This is a genomic window from Shinella sp. (assembly GCF_052438155.1).
Classification (GTDB): domain Bacteria; phylum Pseudomonadota; class Alphaproteobacteria; order Rhizobiales; family Rhizobiaceae; genus Shinella.
Genome location: NZ_JBQVPI010000010.1, coordinates 66,884 through 83,174 on the forward strand (window position 1 = coordinate 66,884; position 16,291 = coordinate 83,174).

At 65.3% G+C, this 16,291-nt stretch carries 16 protein-coding genes; 12 read left to right on the plus strand and 4 right to left on the minus strand.

What is annotated here, in order from left to right; all coding sequences use genetic code 11:
• The first annotated feature begins 38 nt into the window (after positions 1–38).
• The gene (locus ACT6VE_RS18915; protein ID WP_444800066.1) at positions 39–737 is read left to right on the plus strand and encodes a 5-formyltetrahydrofolate cyclo-ligase; all 699 of its coding nucleotides are present in this window, start codon (positions 39–41) and stop codon (positions 735–737) included.
• Here the strand turns inward: ACT6VE_RS18915 and ACT6VE_RS18920 are convergent.
• The 3 genes from ACT6VE_RS18920 to ACT6VE_RS18930 form a co-directional block, all read right to left on the minus strand.
• Positions 707–1,972, minus strand: coding sequence for a CynX/NimT family MFS transporter (locus tag ACT6VE_RS18920; RefSeq protein ID WP_444800067.1), 1,266 nt, complete (start codon positions 1,970–1,972; stop codon positions 707–709). The genes ACT6VE_RS18915 and ACT6VE_RS18920 overlap by 31 nt on opposite strands.
• On the minus strand, positions 1,969–2,646 hold the full coding sequence (locus tag ACT6VE_RS18925) for a FadR/GntR family transcriptional regulator (protein WP_444800068.1): 678 nt from the start codon (positions 2,644–2,646) through the stop codon (positions 1,969–1,971). Before ACT6VE_RS18925 ends, ACT6VE_RS18920 begins: the two co-directional genes overlap by 4 nt.
• A 167-nt stretch (positions 2,647–2,813) precedes the next feature.
• A complete protein-coding gene (locus ACT6VE_RS18930; RefSeq protein WP_444800069.1) occupies positions 2,814–3,845 on the minus strand; it encodes a trans-3-hydroxy-L-proline dehydratase in 1,032 nt (343 codons plus the stop codon).
• A gap of 189 nt (positions 3,846–4,034) precedes the next feature.
• Between ACT6VE_RS18930 and ACT6VE_RS18935 the strand changes: the two genes are divergently transcribed.
• The 4 genes from ACT6VE_RS18935 to ACT6VE_RS18950 all read left to right on the plus strand — a co-directional run bounded on the left by ACT6VE_RS18935 (position 4,035) and on the right by ACT6VE_RS18950 (position 7,433).
• Positions 4,035–4,700 carry a GntR family transcriptional regulator gene (locus ACT6VE_RS18935; protein ID WP_444800194.1) on the plus strand — a complete coding sequence of 222 codons (666 nt, stop codon included), beginning with the start codon at positions 4,035–4,037 and terminating at the stop codon, positions 4,698–4,700.
• A gap of 199 nt (positions 4,701–4,899) precedes the next feature.
• Positions 4,900–5,604 (plus strand): GntR family transcriptional regulator, encoded by a 705-nt coding sequence (locus ACT6VE_RS18940; protein ID WP_444800070.1) that lies wholly within the window; start codon positions 4,900–4,902, stop codon positions 5,602–5,604.
• Between the two features lie 118 nt (positions 5,605–5,722).
• Entirely contained in the window at positions 5,723–6,685 is a 963-nt protein-coding gene (locus ACT6VE_RS18945) for a dihydrodipicolinate synthase family protein (protein WP_444800071.1), read from the plus strand.
• A 115-nt stretch (positions 6,686–6,800) separates the two neighbouring features.
• A complete protein-coding gene (locus ACT6VE_RS18950; RefSeq protein WP_444800072.1) occupies positions 6,801–7,433 on the plus strand; it encodes a LysE family translocator in 633 nt (210 codons plus the stop codon).
• A gap of 48 nt (positions 7,434–7,481) precedes the next feature.
• On the opposite strand, the gene ACT6VE_RS18955 is transcribed toward ACT6VE_RS18950, so the two are convergent.
• Positions 7,482–8,519, minus strand: coding sequence for an Ldh family oxidoreductase (locus ACT6VE_RS18955; RefSeq protein ID WP_444800073.1), 1,038 nt, complete (start codon positions 8,517–8,519; stop codon positions 7,482–7,484).
• Positions 8,520–8,668: 149 nt separating this feature from the next.
• On the opposite strand from ACT6VE_RS18955, the gene ACT6VE_RS18960 reads away from it, so the two are divergent.
• From ACT6VE_RS18960 to lhpI, 7 genes are all read left to right on the plus strand, one after another.
• The gene (locus ACT6VE_RS18960) at positions 8,669–10,186 is read left to right on the plus strand and encodes an aldehyde dehydrogenase (NADP(+)) (protein ID WP_444800074.1); all 1,518 of its coding nucleotides are present in this window, start codon (positions 8,669–8,671) and stop codon (positions 10,184–10,186) included.
• 175 nt (positions 10,187–10,361) lie between these two features.
• Complete coding sequence (locus ACT6VE_RS18965; RefSeq protein WP_444800075.1) at positions 10,362–11,171, plus strand: ABC transporter substrate-binding protein; 810 nt, start codon at positions 10,362–10,364, stop codon at positions 11,169–11,171.
• A gap of 69 nt (positions 11,172–11,240) precedes the next feature.
• Complete coding sequence (locus ACT6VE_RS18970; protein ID WP_444800076.1) at positions 11,241–11,906, plus strand: amino acid ABC transporter permease; 666 nt, start codon at positions 11,241–11,243, stop codon at positions 11,904–11,906.
• Positions 11,907–11,917: 11 nt separating this feature from the next.
• Complete coding sequence (locus ACT6VE_RS18975) at positions 11,918–12,571, plus strand: amino acid ABC transporter permease (protein WP_444800077.1); 654 nt, start codon at positions 11,918–11,920, stop codon at positions 12,569–12,571.
• Positions 12,564–13,286 carry an amino acid ABC transporter ATP-binding protein gene (locus tag ACT6VE_RS18980; RefSeq protein ID WP_069060376.1) on the plus strand — a complete coding sequence of 241 codons (723 nt, stop codon included), beginning with the start codon at positions 12,564–12,566 and terminating at the stop codon, positions 13,284–13,286. Before ACT6VE_RS18975 ends, ACT6VE_RS18980 begins: the two co-directional genes overlap by 8 nt.
• Before the next feature lie 7 nt (positions 13,287–13,293).
• Positions 13,294–14,544 (plus strand): NAD(P)/FAD-dependent oxidoreductase, encoded by a 1,251-nt coding sequence (locus ACT6VE_RS18985; protein WP_444800078.1) that lies wholly within the window; start codon positions 13,294–13,296, stop codon positions 14,542–14,544.
• A gap of 28 nt (positions 14,545–14,572) precedes the next feature.
• On the plus strand, positions 14,573–16,255 hold the full coding sequence (gene lhpI, locus ACT6VE_RS18990; RefSeq protein ID WP_444800079.1) for a cis-3-hydroxy-L-proline dehydratase: 1,683 nt from the start codon (positions 14,573–14,575) through the stop codon (positions 16,253–16,255).
• Positions 16,256–16,291: the final 36 nt, after the last annotated feature.

Consider the following 16,291-nt stretch of genomic DNA (forward strand, 5'->3'; position numbering starts at 1 on the left):
GCAATCCTCGAACTCCCCGCGCCGCAGAGGCCGAATTCATGGACGACGACGACAAACCTGCCACCTTCGCCTCGCCGGCCTGTTTCCTGCATGAGGTCGATCCGGCCTATTCGGGGCTGCCGGCGCCGCTCGACCTGCAAGCCTGGACCGACGTCAACCGCTGGCGCAAGAGCGAGCGCGAGCGCCTCATCGCCGAGCGTCTCGCCATTCCGGCCGAAACACGGGCGCACCATGGGGACACGATTGCGGCCGGCGTGCTGGCGGAAATCGGCGATCTGACGGACCGCATCGTCAGCGCCTACTGGCCGTTTCGCGGCGAGCCGGATCTGCGGCCATTCCTGCAAACCGTGGCGGAGCGCGGCGGGCGCACGGCCCTGCCGGTGGTCGTCGAGAAGGGACGGCCGCTGGAATTCCATCTCTGGCAGACGGGTGAGGCACTGTCGCGCGGCGTCTGGAACATTCCGATCCCGGCCGAGCAGCGACCCTGCCTGCCGGACATCGTCATCGCGCCCGTCGTCGGCTACGACCCGGCCTGCTACCGGCTCGGTTATGGCGGCGGTTTCTTCGACAGGACCTTGGCGGCGATGCCGAAGAAGCCACGCGTCATCGGCGTCGGCTACAGCGTCGCAAAACTAGCGACGATCTATCCGCAACTGCACGACATTCCGATGGACGTTATCGTCACGGAAGCCGGCACCGTCCGTCCCTACATTTCCACCGTGCGGGCATTGACGTAGAGCGCCCGGCCGGCGAACCAGCCATTGACGGCAGCGCCAACGCCAAGCAGCACGAAGAGCACGGCGCTCCAGGCAAAACTGCCCGTCCAGCCGCGGATGAGGCCGACGATCAGCGGGCCAATGGCCGCCAGCAGGTAGCCGACGCATTGCGCCATGCCGGACAGATGCGCCGCCACATGCGGGTCACGCGTGCGCAGCACGATGACGGTCATCGCCACCGCGATCAGTCCGCCCTGGCCGATGCCCTGCAGCACGGCCCAGATCCACACCGACCAGAGCGGCGCGAAGAGCAGGCCAAGAAGCGCCACGACGGCGAAGCCGCAGAGCACGACGTTGATCAGCCGCTGGTCCTTGCCGCGCACGGCGATATGCGGCGCGACAAGGCAGGCGCCGGCCTGCACCATCACGGAGATTGAAACGATCGCCCCGGCTGTCACGCCATCCAGCCCGCGCTCGCGCAGGATCGGCACCAGCCAGCCGAAGACACAATAGGCCAGTGCCGATTGCAGGCCCATGAAGAGCGTGACGTGCCAGGCGAGCCTGTCGCGCCAGAGCCCTTCGACGCGAAATCCCGTACGCTTGGCCTGCATGCGGGTGCCAAGCACCTGCGGCAGCCAGAGCAGCCCCACCAGGAAGGCCGGCAGCGCCCAGATCGCCAGCGCCCCATCGAGAGAGCCGCCAAGGGCATGTTCGAAGGGCAAGGTCAGGCCGGCAGCACTCGCAGCACCGGCGCAAAGCGCCATCGTGTAGCACCCCGTCATCAGCGCCGCCTTGTCGGGGAAGTCCCGCTTGACGAGGCCGGGCAACAGCACATTGCCGACCGCGATCGCAGCACCCGCAAGCGCTGTGCCGAGAAAGAGCAGTGGCACGGAGGACAGGCCACGCAGCGCCGTGCCGAGCGCCACCACGAGGAGGACGACCAGCAGGGTTCGCTCCGTACCGATGCGTTGCGCGAGGCGCGGGGCGAGCGGCGAGAACAGGCCGAGGCAGACGACGGGCAGCGTCGTCAGCAGGCTGGCGCCGGTGGCGGAAAGGCCGAGCAGGTCGCGGATCTCCGGCAGCAGCGCCGAGGCGCTGGAAAATACCGGCCGCAGATTGAAGGCGATGAGCACGAGGCTGGCGCCGAGCAGGACGCGCGCCAGCGTGCTTTTCGGCAGGTGCGCTGCGGGCGCCGGCACGCTGTCGGCTTCGGCGTCGATGAGGTCGATGGCGCCGGGATCATTGAGAACGGTCATGACAGCAGCAACCGGTCGAGAGCCGACAGCATGGGCGCCATGAAACGGCGCACCGCGGCATCGGCCGCCTCCGGATCGCCGCTTTCGATGGCATCGATGATCGCGGCATGGGCGGCCATATCCGGTTCCGGAAGGTCTTCACCCAGCGTCGCCTCGATGGTTTCGGAAATCAGCGTGGAAAAGAATTCGTACATGCCGATCAAAACGCTGTTTTGCGAGGCGGCGATCACCGCCCGATGGAAGGCGAAGTCGCGGGCAACGAACCCCGCTTTGTCGCCATCGCCGTGGTCGCCACGCTCGGTAAGCAGCGCGCGCAGCCCGGCGATCACGGCCGGTGTGTGGCGCAGCGCCGCAAGCCGCGCGGCCTCCGCATCCAGCGCAAGGCGCGCCTCGAACTGATCACGCAGGCCCGCACGGCGGGCCATGGTGAGCGGGCGGGTGCTATCGGCCGCCGAGAGCACATAGGTGCCGGAACCCTGCCGGGTTTCGAGGTAACCCTGCGAAGCGAGCACGCGCACCGCCTCGCGCACCGTGCCGCGGCTGACGGACAGCATGGCGGACAAGGTCGCCTCGTTCGGCAGTTTTTCGCCCACCGCCCAGCGGCGCTTGAGGATTTCATCGCGGATCGCCTCGACGGCGGTGTCGGCGAGATTGGTCTTGCTGAGGGAAAACATGGCAAACTCATAAAGTCATCTGATGACTTTATGAGTAGCGGTCTCCACGGCTGGCGTCAAGGACGTGGGCCGGCGCCGAACGCACCGGCCGATTGGCGAAACCGCGCTGCTCAGCCGTTCGAGACAGGCGCCGGGCCGGTACGGCCCGGGCCATCACGGAAGACCGACTACTGCTTGCGCGGCCAGGTATCGGCGAGGCGGTAGCCGGCAGGCCATGGATCTTCCGGATCGAGCATGACCTGGCTGGTGCCGGTGATCCACGCGCGGCCGGAGATTTCCGGCACGATGGCCGGGCGGCCGCCGACCGTGGTTTCGCCGACGATGCGGCAATCGAAGCGCGAATCGAGGATCGAATAGCCGGAGAAGGACTGGCCGATCTTGATCTGGCCGCGGGCATGCAGCACCGCCATGCGGGCGGAGCAACCGGTGCCGGTCGGCGAGCGATCGAGCTTTGCGGGCTGGATGACGACCGTGTTGCGGCCATGCAGGGCGCCATCACGCTCCTCGACCGGCAGCGTCAGCTGGCAGAAGGAGATGTGGTTCCATTCCGGGTTTTCCGGATGGGTGAAGCCGAGTTGCTCGTTGGCGGCCTTGGTGATGCGGATGCCGGTTTCGGCAAGTTCGCGCGCCTCGTCCGGCGTGACCGAGAAACCAAGGGCACGGGCATCGGCGAACACAAAACTGTCGCCGCCATAGGCGGTGTCGACGGTGAGCGTACCCAGGCCCTCCACTTCCAGCCTGGCATCCAGCTTGTCGGCGAAGGACGGCACGTTGGTGACGGTGATGCGCTCGGCCTTGCCGTTGCGGCAGGTGGCAACGACGTTGACCAGCCCACCCGGCGCTTCCAGTATCATGTGGGTTTCCGGCTCGACCATCGGCACGATGCCGCTATCGAGCAGCACGGTGGAGACGCAGATCGAGTTGGAGCCGGACATCGGCGGCGTATCTTCCGGCTCCATGATGATGAAGCCCATGGTGGCGCGCGGGTCCTTCGGCGGCACGAGGAGATTGATGTGGCGGAAGACGCCGCCGCGCGGTTCGTTCAGCACGAAATTGCGCAAAGTCTTATCTTCGGCGATGAAATTGCGCTGCTCCCACAGCGTGTTTCCCGGCGGGGGCGCGACGCCGCCGACGATGACATCGCCCACCTCGCCCTCGGCGTGGCAGGAGACGATGTGGATGACCTTGCTGCTGCGCATGGCACTTTCTCCGATTTCAGGCTGTTCTTCGCGTTGCGGGCCGATCCCGACGACGCGGTTGACCTTTCATAGATAGATTGGATCCAATATACAATCAGCTTTTATGCGACGGCGGCGGGCGCTCGTTCTGTTGCCCCTTCGCCGGATTCCACCTATGAGCATAGCTTCACTCTACCGGGGTTCGACGTGATGAAATTTGCTGCCGTCGATGTCAGGCAGGCCGCCTCGGCCGCCGACATCGTCTATGAGGCCCTGCGCAAGGCGATCATCGAGGGAAACCTCGCTGAGGGCGCAAACCTTCGGCAGGAAGAGATTGCGCAGATGTTCAACACCAGCCGCATTCCCGTGCGCGAGGCGCTGTCCCGGCTGGAACAGCATGGCCTTATCACCACCCAGCGCTATAAAGGCGCCGTTGTCGCCGGACTTTCCATCGAGGAGATCGAGGAAACCTTCGAGTTCCGCGCGCTGATCGAGGCCGAGGTCATCCGCCTCGCGGTCCCCAATCTCGACCGCGAGACGCTGGAAAAGGCGCAGCGCTACTGCAGCGCGTTCGACCGGGAGACCGATCCGCACCGCTGGGGCGAAATCAACCGCAATTTCCACTACACGCTCTACGAAGCCTCCCGCCGCCCCTATTATCTGCAGAACGTGCACTCCTCCCTCGACCGCATCGACCGGTATCTGCGCGCCCAACTGACCTTCACCAACGGCGTGCCGCGCGCCGGGCGCGAGCATGAAGCGATCCTTACCGCCTGCGAGCGTGGCGATGCCGACCTCGCCTCGCGCCTGACACGCGACCACATCCTCGACGCCGGACGGTCGCTGGTGACGTTTCTGCGAGAACACCGGGCCTGAGGACTTCCCGCCTCTCCGCATTTTTCCTGCGCGGCAGGTGCTGATTTCCCCGCCTTTTCATCTTTCGCACCGCTATCTCATAAATTGCCAAAAACCTTTCTTTTGGAGGCTTGACGACGCTTTCGTCAAAATGCCCATTTTAAACGATTGATAGCGTCCACAGAGAATTGTATTTCTTTTGTCGACAAGAGGATTTTCGATGACCGATACCGATTCCAATTCCCTGCCGGAACGCAAACGCGGCTCCGGCGTCAAAATGGTCTACGACCTTTTGCGCGACGAAATCCTCGACCTGAAGATCGCCCCCGGCAGCCCGGTGGACGAGGTACAGCTGGCCGAGCGGTTCAAGATGTCGCGCACGCCGATCCGCGAGGCACTGGTGCGGCTCGCGGGCGAAGGGCTGATCGAGACCCTGCCCAATCGTTCCACCATGGTCGCGAACATCGACTTCCTCAACCTCAACACCCTCTTCGACGCGCTGGTGCTGATGTATCGTGTGACGACCCGGCTGGCGGCCCAGAGCCATCGTCCCGAGGACCTGCCGATCATCCGCGGTTTTCATGAGGATTATGCGGCGGCGGTTCAGGCCCGCGACACGCTGGCGATGATCGCCACGAATGCGGCCTTTCACGCCGCAATCGCCGACGCGGGCCGCAACCCCTATTTCACCGGGCTGTTCCGCCGGCTCCTGGACGAGGCGCGGCGCATCCTCCGGCTCTACTACCAATCCTATGAAGCGCAGTTTCCGCAACGCTTTGTCGAAGAGCACGCGGAAATCATCGCCGCGATCGAGGCCCGCGACGTCGAGGCCGCCGATCGTCTCGGAAAGGTGCATGCCGAGCAGATCGTGGCTCAGGTCCAGAAGCTGTTCAGCCGCAATCAGAGGCTCGACATCGTCCTCTAGCGGCCTTGTATTTTTCTTGTCGACAAATAAAATACAAGATGCTATATCCACCATCGAGAGAGGGGAGGCCTTGCCTATGTGCGGGAGACTCCCGACCAACCGCCCATAGGAGATCGACATGAAGGCCAAGATTTTTTCCGGCGTAATTCCCGCCCTGATGACCCCCTGCAAGGACGACCGCAGCCCGGACTTCGATGCGCTGGTGCGCAAGGGCAAGGAACTCATCGCAAAGGGCATGTCCGCCGTGGTCTATTGCGGCTCGATGGGTGACTGGCCGCTGCTCACCGATGAGCAGCGCATGGAAGGCGTCGAACGCCTGGTGAAGGCCGGCATTCCGCTGATCGTCGGCACGGGCGCTGTCAACACCGCTTCCGCCGCAGCCCACGCCGCGCACGCCCAGAAGGTCGGCGCCCAGGGCCTCATGGTCATCCCGCGCGTCCTGTCCCGCGGCACCGTCGTCGCCGCCCAGAAGAACCACTTCAAGGCGATCCTGTCCGCCGCGCCGGACCTGCCGGCCGTCATCTACAACAGCCCCTATTACGGCTTCCAGACCCGCGCCGACCTGTTCTTTGCGCTGCGTGAGGATCACAAGAACCTCGTCGGCTTCAAGGAATTCGGCGGCGCTGCCGACATGCGCTATGCGGCCGAAAACATCACCAGCCGCGACGATGACGTCTCGCTGATGATCGGCGTCGACACCTGCGTCTTCACGGGCTTTGTCGATTGCGGCGCCGTTGGCGCGATCACCGGCATCGGCTGCGTGCTGCCGAAGGAAGTGCTGCACATGTGCGCTCTTGCACAGGCTGCCGCCAAGGGTGATCCGGATGCCCGGGCCCGTGCGCTGGAGCTGGAATCGGCCCTCGCCGTGCTCTCCTCCTTCGACGAAGGCCCGGACCTCGTTCTCTACTTCAAGCACATGATGGTGCTGAAGGGCGACAAGGAATATACGCTGCACTTCAATGCGGACGACGCGCTTTCCGACAGCCAGCGCGGTTATGTCGAAGCCCAGCTCAAGCTGTTCGACACCTGGTATGCCGAATGGAGCAAGCTCCCCGGCGCCGTGCAGACCTACAAGGCCTGATCGGTCTTTTCTATCGGAATATCGACGCCGCCCGCAGCCGACGCTGCGGGCGGTTTTCGTTTGCCGCAGGCGCTCGGTTCTGCGACGGTCGCAGGACAAACGAGAGGACCTGCGAATGCCTTCCCTGGACGTACTGCTTGCCTTTGCCGTCACCACGGCGATCTTCGCCTTCATTCCCGGTCCCGCGATGCTTTACGCCGCCGCCCGGACGATGGCGGGCGGTCGCGCGGCGGGCCTTATGGCGGTGCTCGGCATTCATCTGGGTGCCTACGCCCATATCATCGCGGCCGCAGCCGGGCTTTCGGCGCTGTTTCACGCCGTTCCGGTCGCCTATACCTGCGTCAAGCTCGCAGGTGCCGCCTATCTGATCTGGCTCGGCATTTCGCTCTTTCGCTCGACGGACACGGGAGAGGACGATGCGGCAGGTTCTGCACCGAAGGGCGGGCGACGGGCTTTCGCGCAAAGCGTCACCGTCGAGATCCTGAACCCCAAGACGGCGATCTTCTTTCTCGCCTTCCTGCCGCAATTCGTCGACAGCGGCGCCGGCCTGCCGATCTGGGTCCAGCTCGCCATTCTCGGCACGATGGTCAATCTGATCTTCACCTTCGCCGATGTGGTCAGCGTCCTGCTGGCGGACGTGATCCTCGCACGGCTGAAGCGGTCGAGCGGCGTGCAATCCCTCGTGCGCAAGGCGGGCGGGACGGTGCTCATCGGGCTTGGCGCCCATCTCGCCCTGCAGAAGGGCTGAGAACCGCGGCAACAGCGCCGCCGCGGTTCAGTTCAGGTTAAATATCCGTCAGGCGATCGCGTCGAGGCCGAGGGCCAGCAGGCGGTCGAGCTGTTCCGTCTCGGCGGCCGTCAGCGTGACGCCGTCCGTTTCGGATTTTTTGCGGGCCACGAAGCGGCGCTGCGAGGGCAGGCGCGCACCCTGGCCGACGATCGCGTCGAACAGCACTTCGGCGCGGGCGAAGGGATTGCCGGGACGGCCGGCGGAAAAGGCTTCCGGCGACATGGCAATGATCAGTTCGCCGTGGAAGGGTGCTAGCGTCGTCGTGCCGAGATAGTCGAGCACTTCCGGGCTCGTCAGGTCGCCGATCATGATGCCGGCGAGAAGTTCGATCATCGTGCCGATGGCAGACCCCTTGTGGCCGCCGAAGGGCAGCATGGCGCCGGCCAGCGCGGCTTCCGGGTCAGTCGTCGGGTTGCCGTCGGCGTCGATCGCCCAGCCTTCCGGCAGTTGTTTACCGGCACGACGATGCAGCTCGATCTCGCCGCGGGCGGCGACCGAGGTTGCGAAGTCGAAGACATAGGGCGACTGGTTCGGGCGCGGCCAGCCGAAGGCGAAGGGGTTGGTGCCGAGCAGCGGCTTGTTGCCGCCGGTCGGCGCGACCGTCGCGTAGCTCGGGCACATGACGAGCCCGGCGAGACCTTCATTGGTCACCGCCTCCACTTCCGGCCACAGCGCGGAGAAATGCGTGCAGTCGTTGATGACCAGCGCGGCGATACCGAGCTTGCGGGCGCGCTCGGCCAATGCCGGAACGCCGAGTTCGAAGGCCGGGTTGGCGAAGCCGCCATTCGCGTTGACCTTGACGATCGCGGAACCCTCGTTGAGGTCGAGTTCCGGCACCGCGTCCGGCTTCACCTTGCCGGCTTTGACGGTGCGCAGCGCGCCTTCGATGCGGAAGATGCCGTGCGATTTGCAGGCGTCACGCTCGCCGGCAACGATGACACGGCCGAGTGCGCCGGCCTGCACCGCGTTGAGGCCGGCATTGCGGAAGATAGCTTCCACACGCTCGTGGAGGGCGGCAATCGTCAAGGTGGTGGTTTGCGTCATCGTTCGTCTCTTCAGGCTGGTGCCGACCGCGGCAGGTTGGCGATTGAACATTTGCATACATAGAGTATACAAGATTTCGACAAGTGCAATTCGCCCCGTAAGACCCTATGTCAGGGGCGAATCCCTCTTCCGCCAGAAAGGTACGTCAAATGGCTTTCACTCCCAACGGTAAACACCTCGTCGCCGGCGAATGGCTCGATGGAAACGGCACGTTCGCCTCGTCGCCGGCCCATGGCCCGGTCCACAACTTCGCCGTCGGCACGGTCGCGCTCGTCAACCGCGCCGCGGAAGCCGCCGAAGAAGCCTTCCTGAGCTACGGTTATTCCTCGCGTGCGACACGCGCCGGATTTCTCCGCGCCATCGCCGACGAGATCGAGGCGCGCGCCGAAGCGATCACCGAGATCGGTAGCCAGGAAACCGGCCTGCCGGAAGCCCGCCTGCAGGGCGAGCGCGGCCGCACGACCGGCCAGCTTCGCCTTTTCGCCGACCATATCGAGAAGGGCGACTATCTCGACCGCCGCCTCGACGCCGCCCTTCCCGACCGCCAGCCGCTGCCGCGCACCGAAATCCGCCTGATCCAACGGCCGATCGGCCCGGTCGCCGTGTTCGGCGCCTCCAACTTCCCGCTTGCCTTCTCGACGGCCGGCGGTGACACGGCCGCAGCACTGGCCGCCGGTTGCCCCGTCGTCGTCAAGGGCCACTCCGCCCATCCAGGCACGGGCGAAATCATCGCCGAAGCCGTCGAGGCCGCAATCCGCAAGACCGGCGTGCATCCGGGCGTCTTCTCGCTGATCCAGGGCGGCAACCGCCAGGTCGGCGAAGCGCTGGTGCAGCATCCGCTGATCAAGGCCGTCGGCTTCACCGGCTCGCTTGCCGGTGGCCGCGCGCTGTTCAACCTCTGCGCCGCACGCCCGGAACCGATCCCGTTCTTCGGCGAACTCGGCTCGGTCAACCCGATGTTCCTGCTGCCGGAAGCACTGAAGGCCCGCGCGGAATCGCTCGGCCAGGGCTGGGCAGGCTCGCTCGCCATGGGTGCCGGCCAGTTCTGCACCAATCCGGGCATCGCCATCGTGGCTGATGGCGCGGATGCCGATCGCTTTACCGCTGCTGCCGTCGAGGCGCTCGGCAAGGTCGGCCCGCAGACCATGCTGACCGACGGCATCGCCAAGGCCTATCACGACGGCCAGGCGCGCTTTGAAAGCCGCAACACGGTGAAGCCGCTGTTCACCACCGAATCCTCCGGCCGCACAGCGCTGCCGAACCTCTTCGAGATCTCCGGCGAACAGTTCCTCGCCGACCACGCGCTCTCCGAAGAAGTCTTCGGCCCGCTCGGCCTCGTCGTGCGTGTCGGTTCGGTCGACGAGATGGAAGCGCTTGCCCGCAAGTTCGAAGGCCAGTTGACGACGACGATCCATATGGATGCCGGCGACCTCGACGACGCCCGGAAGCTTCGCCCGGTCCTCGAGCGCAAGGCCGGCCGCGTGCTGGTCAATGGCTTCCCGACCGGCGTGGAAGTGGTGGATTCCATGGTGCATGGCGGCCCCTACCCGGCCTCGACGAATTTCGGCGCGACGAGCGTCGGCACGATGTCGATCCGCCGATTCCTGCGTCCGGTTTCGTACCAGAACATGCCGGAAGGCCTGCTGCCCGAGGATTTCCTCAACTGATTCAAGCCTCTGGCTTGCCAGGAGCGGCGTCTTGCGAGAGCAAGGCGCCGCTCTCATATTTTCTGCGCCTGGGTATATACTTTTTGTATATTAGTTGTATTTTAAGGCCGGTTTACGCATTGGCGCAGGACGGACCTCGCCGGCTGAATCGACAGACCAATCCAGGGAGAGAGTTATGAAGAAGACTTCGGTCCTCGCCTTCGGCCTCGTGGCCGCCACCGCTCTGACCAGCCCGGCTAAGGCCGACAAGCTGGACGACATCATCTCGTCCGGCACGCTGCGCTGCGCCGTCGTTCTCGACTTCCCGCCGATGGGCGCGCGCGACGAGAGCAACAACCCGATCGGTTTCGACGTCGACTATTGCAACGATCTCGCCAAGGCGCTCGGCGTCACAGCCGAAATCGTTGAAACGCCTTTCCCTGAGCGCATCCCGGCCCTGATGTCCGGCCGCGTCGATGTCGGCGTCGCCTCGACCTCCGACACGCTGGAACGCGCCAAGACGGTCGGCATGACCGTTCCCTACTTCGCCTTCCAGATGGCCGTCACGGCCAACGACAAGTCGGGCGTAAAATCCTTCGAAGACATGAAGGGCAAGGTCGTCGGGGCCACCGCCGGCACGTTCGAAGCCATCGCGCTGGAAAAGTCGGTCAAGGAATGGGGTGCCGGCGAATTCCGTCCGTACCAGACCCAGGCTGACGTCTTCCTCGCGCTGAGCCAGGGCCAGATCGACGCCACGGTCTCCACCTCGACGGTTGCCCAGTCCAACGTCAAGAGCGGCAAGTTCGCCGGCGTCTCGGTCGTCGGCAACGCGCCCTACGACATCGACTATGTCGCGCTCTTCACCAACCGCGAAGAATACGGCCTGATCAACTACCTGAACCTCTTCATCAACCAGCAGGTTCGCACCGGCCGTTACAACGAACTCTACGAAAAGTGGGTCGGCGGCGAAGTGCCGTCCCTTTCGATCAACGGCGTTTATCGCTAATCTGCCGTTTCGAAGGCGGCGCGGGAGCCTCTTCCGCGCCGCTGATCGTTTCCGAAGGGTGGGACGGCAATGTTCAGTTACAATTTCCATTGGAACCAGGCCTTCAAGGCCCTGCCGCAGATGCTGGAAGGCGCGCTTGTCACGCTCCAGATCGCGCTGCTGTCCATGGCCATCGGCCTTGCCGTCGCGCTCGCGCTGACGCTCTTCCGGCTGTCCGGCAACCGCGCCTTGAACGGCTTCGCCACGGCCTGGGTCGAGGTCGCACGCAACACGCCGGCCCTCTTCCAGATCTACATGGCCCATTTCGGCCTCGGCAATTTCGGCATCCACCTCAGCCCCTATACGGCGCTGCTCGTCGGTATCGCCTTCAACAATGCCGGCTATCTCGCGGAAAATTTTCGCGGCGCGCTGAAGGCGATCCCCGATACGCAGACGCGTGCGGGCCGTTCGCTCGGCATGACGCCGCTGCAGGCCTTCCGCTATATCGTCATGCCGCAGATGCTGCGCATCGCCTTCCTGCCGGCCACCAACCAGATGGTCTGGGCAATCCTGATGACCTCGCTTGGCGTCACCGTCGGCATGAACACGGATCTGGCCGGCGTCACCCAGTCGCTCAACGCGGTGTCCTTCCGTACCTTCGAATTCTTCGCGCTCGCGGCGGTCATCTACTACCTGATCGCCAAGGCCGTGACGCTGGCAGCACGCCTCGCTGCCACGCGCATGTTCCGCTACTGAGAGGGTAACCCATGTTCGATACCGCTCTCACGCTTGCCGATCTCGGCTTCCTCGCCAAGGGCGCGGCGATGACGCTTGCCGTCACCGCCGTCTCCGTCCTCGCAGGCACCATTCTCGGTGTCTTCTTCGGCGTGCTGCGCAACCAGCTCGGCCCCTACTGGTCGCTACCGATCACCTTCCTGCTCGATATCTTCCGCTCCGTGCCGCTGCTCATCCAGCTCGTGCTCGGCAACGCGGCGCAATCGATCATGAAGCTCGGCTGGGCGCCCTTCACCACCTCCTGCGTGGTGCTGTCGCTCTATACGGCCGCTTACTGCACCGAAATCGTGCGTGGTGGCATTTCTTCCGTGCCGGCAACGACGCGCCGCGCGGCCCGCTCGCTCGGAATGACCTGGTGGCAGGACATGCGCTACATCGTGGCGCCGCTCGCCACCCGCGTCTCGCTGCCCGCCTGGATCGGGCTGACGCTCGGCGTCATGAAGGATTCGGCGCTGGTTCTGTGGCTCGGCCTGATCGAGCTCCTGCGCGCCTCGCAGATCCTCGTCACGCGCCTGCAGGAGCCGCTGTTCATCCTGCTGATCTGCGGCGCCATCTACTTCATCATCAGCTTCCCCATAGCCCGGCTTGGCGGCTATCTCGAAAAACGGTGGTCCCCCAATGATTGAGATCGAAAACGTCCGCAAATCCTTCGGCCAGCTGGAAGTCCTGAAGGGGATCAACCTCACCGTCCAGAAGGGCGAGGTGCTGACCATCATCGGCGGCTCGGGCTCGGGCAAGTCGACGCTGCTCACCTGCATTAACGGTCTCGAGACGATCGATGCCGGCCGCATCGTGGTCGACGGTACCGATGTGCATGCCAAGGCGACGGACCTCAACAAGCTGCGCCGCAAGCTCGGCATCGTCTTCCAGCAGTTCAACGCCTTCCCGCACCTGACGGTGCTGGAAAACGTCATGCTGGCGCCGGTCAAGGTGCTCGGCCAGTCGAAGGCCGAAGCCGAGGCCATGGCCGTCAAGCAGCTCACCCATGTCGGTCTCGGCGACAAGCTGAAGGTCTATCCGAACCGCATGTCCGGCGGCCAGCAGCAGCGCATGGCGATTGCCCGCGCGCTCGCCATGTCGCCGGCCTACATGCTGTTCGACGAGGTGACCTCGGCGCTCGACCCGCAGCTCGTCGGCGAAGTGCTCGACACGCTGCGCATGCTCGCCTCCGAAGGCATGACGATGATCTGCGTCACGCATGAAATGAAGTTCGCCCGCGAAGTCTCCGACCGCGTCGCCTTCTTCCACAAAGGCGTGATGGCCGAGATCGCACCGCCGGAACAGCTGTTCGGCGCGCCGAAGGATCCCGAGCTGCAGACCTTCCTCGCCGCCACGCATTGAGAGCATCATGAAGACAGATATCGAGCCCGGCGTCGTCGTCATCGGCGCCGGCGTGGTCGGCCTTTCGGCGGCCATTGCCGCGCAGGCGCGCGGCCTTTCCGTCACCGTGCTGGAACGCGAGGCCCCGGCCGCCGGTGCTTCTGCCGGAAATGCAGGCGCTTTCGCCTTTACCGACATCCTGCCGCTCGCTTCGCCCGGCATCCTGAAGAAGGCGCCGAAATGGCTGCTCGATCCGCTCGGGCCGCTCAGCATCCCGCCGTCCTACGCTCTCCAGATCGCGCCGTGGATGTTCCGCTTCTGGCGCGCCTGCTCGGCCAGGCACGTTGCCCATTCCACCGCCGCGCAGACCGCGCTGATGGACCTCTCCAAGGCGGCGCTGGAGCCCTTCCTCACCGAGACCGGCACGATCACGATGCTGCGCAAGGAGGGCAACCTCCAGGTCTATGAAAGCCAGGCCGAGCTGAACGCCTCGCTGCCCGGCTGGAAGGCGCGCGAAGCGCACGGCGTCGAATTCCGCCACATGGACGCAAGTGCCATGGCGGACATCCAGCCCGGCCTTGCGCCCCGCTTCACGCACGGCACGTTCACGCCCGGCTGGTATTCGATCGCCGATCCAAAACTCTATACGCTGGCGCTCGCCGACCATTTTCGCGCCAAGGGCGGCACAATCGAACGCGCCGAGGTTTCCAGCCTGCACCCGATCGAGGGTGGCGTGGAAATCCGCACGGCTGACGGTCGGACGCTGCGCGCGCAAAACGTCGTGCTGGCGGCCGGTGCCTTCTCCCATCAGGTCGCGCGCTCGCTTGGCGAATCCATTCCGCTCGAAACCGAGCGCGGCTATAACACGACGCTGCCGCCTGACGCCTTCGACCTGCGCACGCAGGTGACCTTCGGCGGCCACGGCTTTGTCGTTACCCGGCTTTCGACCGGCATCCGCGTTGGCGGCGCGGTGGAGCTTGGCGGACTGAAGCTACCGCCGAACTTCCGCCGGTCGGAAGCCATGCTGGAAAAGGCCCGCAGCTTCCTGCCCGGCCTGAAGCCTGCGGGCGGCGTGCAGTGGATGGGTTTTCGTCCGTCGCTACCCGACAGCCTGCCCGCCATCGGCCGCGCCCGCGCGACGCCGCGGGTCGTCTATGCATTCGGCCACGGCCATCTCGGCCTCACCCAGTCGGCGGGCACGGCGCGGCTCGTCGCCGACCTGTTGACGAACGACCGGACAGCCATCGACATCGCCGCCTTCTCGCCGCAACGTTTCTGACAAGGTCCAACCGCACAGGAGCCGCTCCATGGCCGATCTCTCCGCCCGCAGCATTCTCGCCGGCACCGCCTCCGGCCCGGTCATCGCGGCCGGCGAGGCGCTGAGTTTCTGGGGCGGCGTCGATCCGGCCACCGGCAAGGTCATCGACGTGCACCACCCGCTGCACGGCATCACGATCACCGGCGGTATCCTGATGATGCCCTCGAGCCGCGGCTCCTGCACCGGATCGGGCGTGCTGCTCGATCTCGCCCTCACCGGCCGCGCACCGGCAGCGCTGGTGTTCAGCGAGGCGGAGGATGTGCTGACGCTCGGCGCGCTGATCGCCGCGGAAATGTTCGGCAAGTCGCTTCCGGTGTTGCGCGTTTCCCATGATGCCTATGCCGCACTCTGTCGCGCGAAGAGCGCACGGATCAGCGATACAGCCATTGAGGCCGACGGCTTGACGATCCCCGTCGCGCCCCCCGCGACGGCCGCTCTCGACCTGACTGCCGATGACCGTGCCATGCTGGAAGGCCGCGACGGCGTCGCCGTGCAGCTTGCCTTGCGCATCACCGTCGCCATGGCCGCGCAACAGGGCGCGGAAAAGCTCATCGACGTCATGCAGGGCCATATCGACGGCTGCATCTATGCCAGCCCGGCCAACCTCACCTTCGCGGAAAAGATGGCCGAGATGGGTGCGACAGTACGCATCCCCACCACGATGAACGCCATTTCCGTCGACCGCGTCAACTGGCAGGCGCAGGGCGTGCCGCACGATTTCGGCGACCCGGCCGCACGCCTTGCCGATGCCTATGTCCGCATGGGCTGTCGCCCGACCTTTACCTGTTCGCCCTATCTGCTCGACAGCGCGCCAAAAGCCGGCGAGGCAATCGCCTGGGCCGAATCCAACGCCGTGATCTTCGCCAACACCGTGCTCGGCGCCCGTACGGCAAAACACCCCGATTTCCTCGATCTCTGCATCGCCTTGACCGGCCGCGCGCCGCTCTCGGGCGTCTATCTCGATGAACACCGCAAGGCGCGCCGCATCATCGACGTCGATCTGCCGGAAAATATCGACGATGCCTTCTGGCCGCTCGTCGGTTATCTCGCCGGCCGCGCCGCGCCCGACCGCATTCCGCTGCTGCGCGGCCTTGCCGCCGCCAGGCCGACGCGCGACGACCTCAAGGCCCTCTGCGCCGCCTTCGGTACCACCTCCGCGGCGCCCATGCTGCATATCGAGGGTGTGACGCCCGAAGCCGACGGTGCGGCCGCAGCGCAGGCCGACACAACGACCATCACCCGCGCCGACATGATCGATGTCTGGACCACGTTCAACGATGGCCCCGACGAGGTCGAACTCGTCGCCATCGGCAGCCCGCATGCATCCCTCTCCGAGTGTCGCGCGCTTGCGGATGCGCTTGGCGACCGCAAGCGGCACAAGGATGTCACCGTGATCGTTACCGCCGGCCGCGATATCATGGCGGAAGCCGGCGACGTGCTGACCCGGCTAAGGGCAAGCGGCGTGCAAGTGCTGCCGGACCTCTGCTGGTGCTCGATCTCCGAGCCCGTCTTCCCGACTGCGACGCGCGCCCTCATCACCAACTCCGGCAAATACGCCCATTACGGCCCGGGCCTGTCCGGCCGCACCGTGCGTTTCAGCAATCTCGCCGACTGCATCGAGGCCGCTCTAACCGGCCGCGTCCCGCCGCGTTTGCCGGCATGGCTTGCCTGAAAAAGGGTGCCATACCGGCGTCCTTGCACGCCGGTA

Excerpts from the sequence above, each read along its gene's own strand:
- ACT6VE_RS18915 (WP_444800066.1), top strand. The coding sequence starts at position 39 with ATGGACGACGACGACAAACCTGCCACCTTCGCCTCGCCGGCCTGTTTC.
- ACT6VE_RS18920 (WP_444800067.1), bottom strand. The coding sequence starts at position 1,972 with ATGACCGTTCTCAATGATCCCGGCGCCATCGACCTCATCGACGCCGAA.
- ACT6VE_RS18925 (WP_444800068.1), bottom strand. The coding sequence starts at position 2,646 with ATGTTTTCCCTCAGCAAGACCAATCTCGCCGACACCGCCGTCGAGGCG.
- ACT6VE_RS18930 (WP_444800069.1), bottom strand. The coding sequence starts at position 3,845 with ATGCGCAGCAGCAAGGTCATCCACATCGTCTCCTGCCACGCCGAGGGC.
- ACT6VE_RS18935 (WP_444800194.1), top strand. The coding sequence starts at position 4,035 with ATGAAATTTGCTGCCGTCGATGTCAGGCAGGCCGCCTCGGCCGCCGAC.
- ACT6VE_RS18940 (WP_444800070.1), top strand. The coding sequence starts at position 4,900 with ATGACCGATACCGATTCCAATTCCCTGCCGGAACGCAAACGCGGCTCC.
- ACT6VE_RS18945 (WP_444800071.1), top strand. The coding sequence starts at position 5,723 with ATGAAGGCCAAGATTTTTTCCGGCGTAATTCCCGCCCTGATGACCCCC.
- ACT6VE_RS18950 (WP_444800072.1), top strand. The coding sequence starts at position 6,801 with ATGCCTTCCCTGGACGTACTGCTTGCCTTTGCCGTCACCACGGCGATC.
- ACT6VE_RS18955 (WP_444800073.1), bottom strand. The coding sequence starts at position 8,519 with ATGACGCAAACCACCACCTTGACGATTGCCGCCCTCCACGAGCGTGTG.
- ACT6VE_RS18960 (WP_444800074.1), top strand. The coding sequence starts at position 8,669 with ATGGCTTTCACTCCCAACGGTAAACACCTCGTCGCCGGCGAATGGCTC.
- ACT6VE_RS18965 (WP_444800075.1), top strand. The coding sequence starts at position 10,362 with ATGAAGAAGACTTCGGTCCTCGCCTTCGGCCTCGTGGCCGCCACCGCT.
- ACT6VE_RS18970 (WP_444800076.1), top strand. The coding sequence starts at position 11,241 with ATGTTCAGTTACAATTTCCATTGGAACCAGGCCTTCAAGGCCCTGCCG.
- ACT6VE_RS18975 (WP_444800077.1), top strand. The coding sequence starts at position 11,918 with ATGTTCGATACCGCTCTCACGCTTGCCGATCTCGGCTTCCTCGCCAAG.
- ACT6VE_RS18980 (WP_069060376.1), top strand. The coding sequence starts at position 12,564 with ATGATTGAGATCGAAAACGTCCGCAAATCCTTCGGCCAGCTGGAAGTC.
- ACT6VE_RS18985 (WP_444800078.1), top strand. The coding sequence starts at position 13,294 with ATGAAGACAGATATCGAGCCCGGCGTCGTCGTCATCGGCGCCGGCGTG.
- lhpI (WP_444800079.1), top strand. The coding sequence starts at position 14,573 with ATGGCCGATCTCTCCGCCCGCAGCATTCTCGCCGGCACCGCCTCCGGC.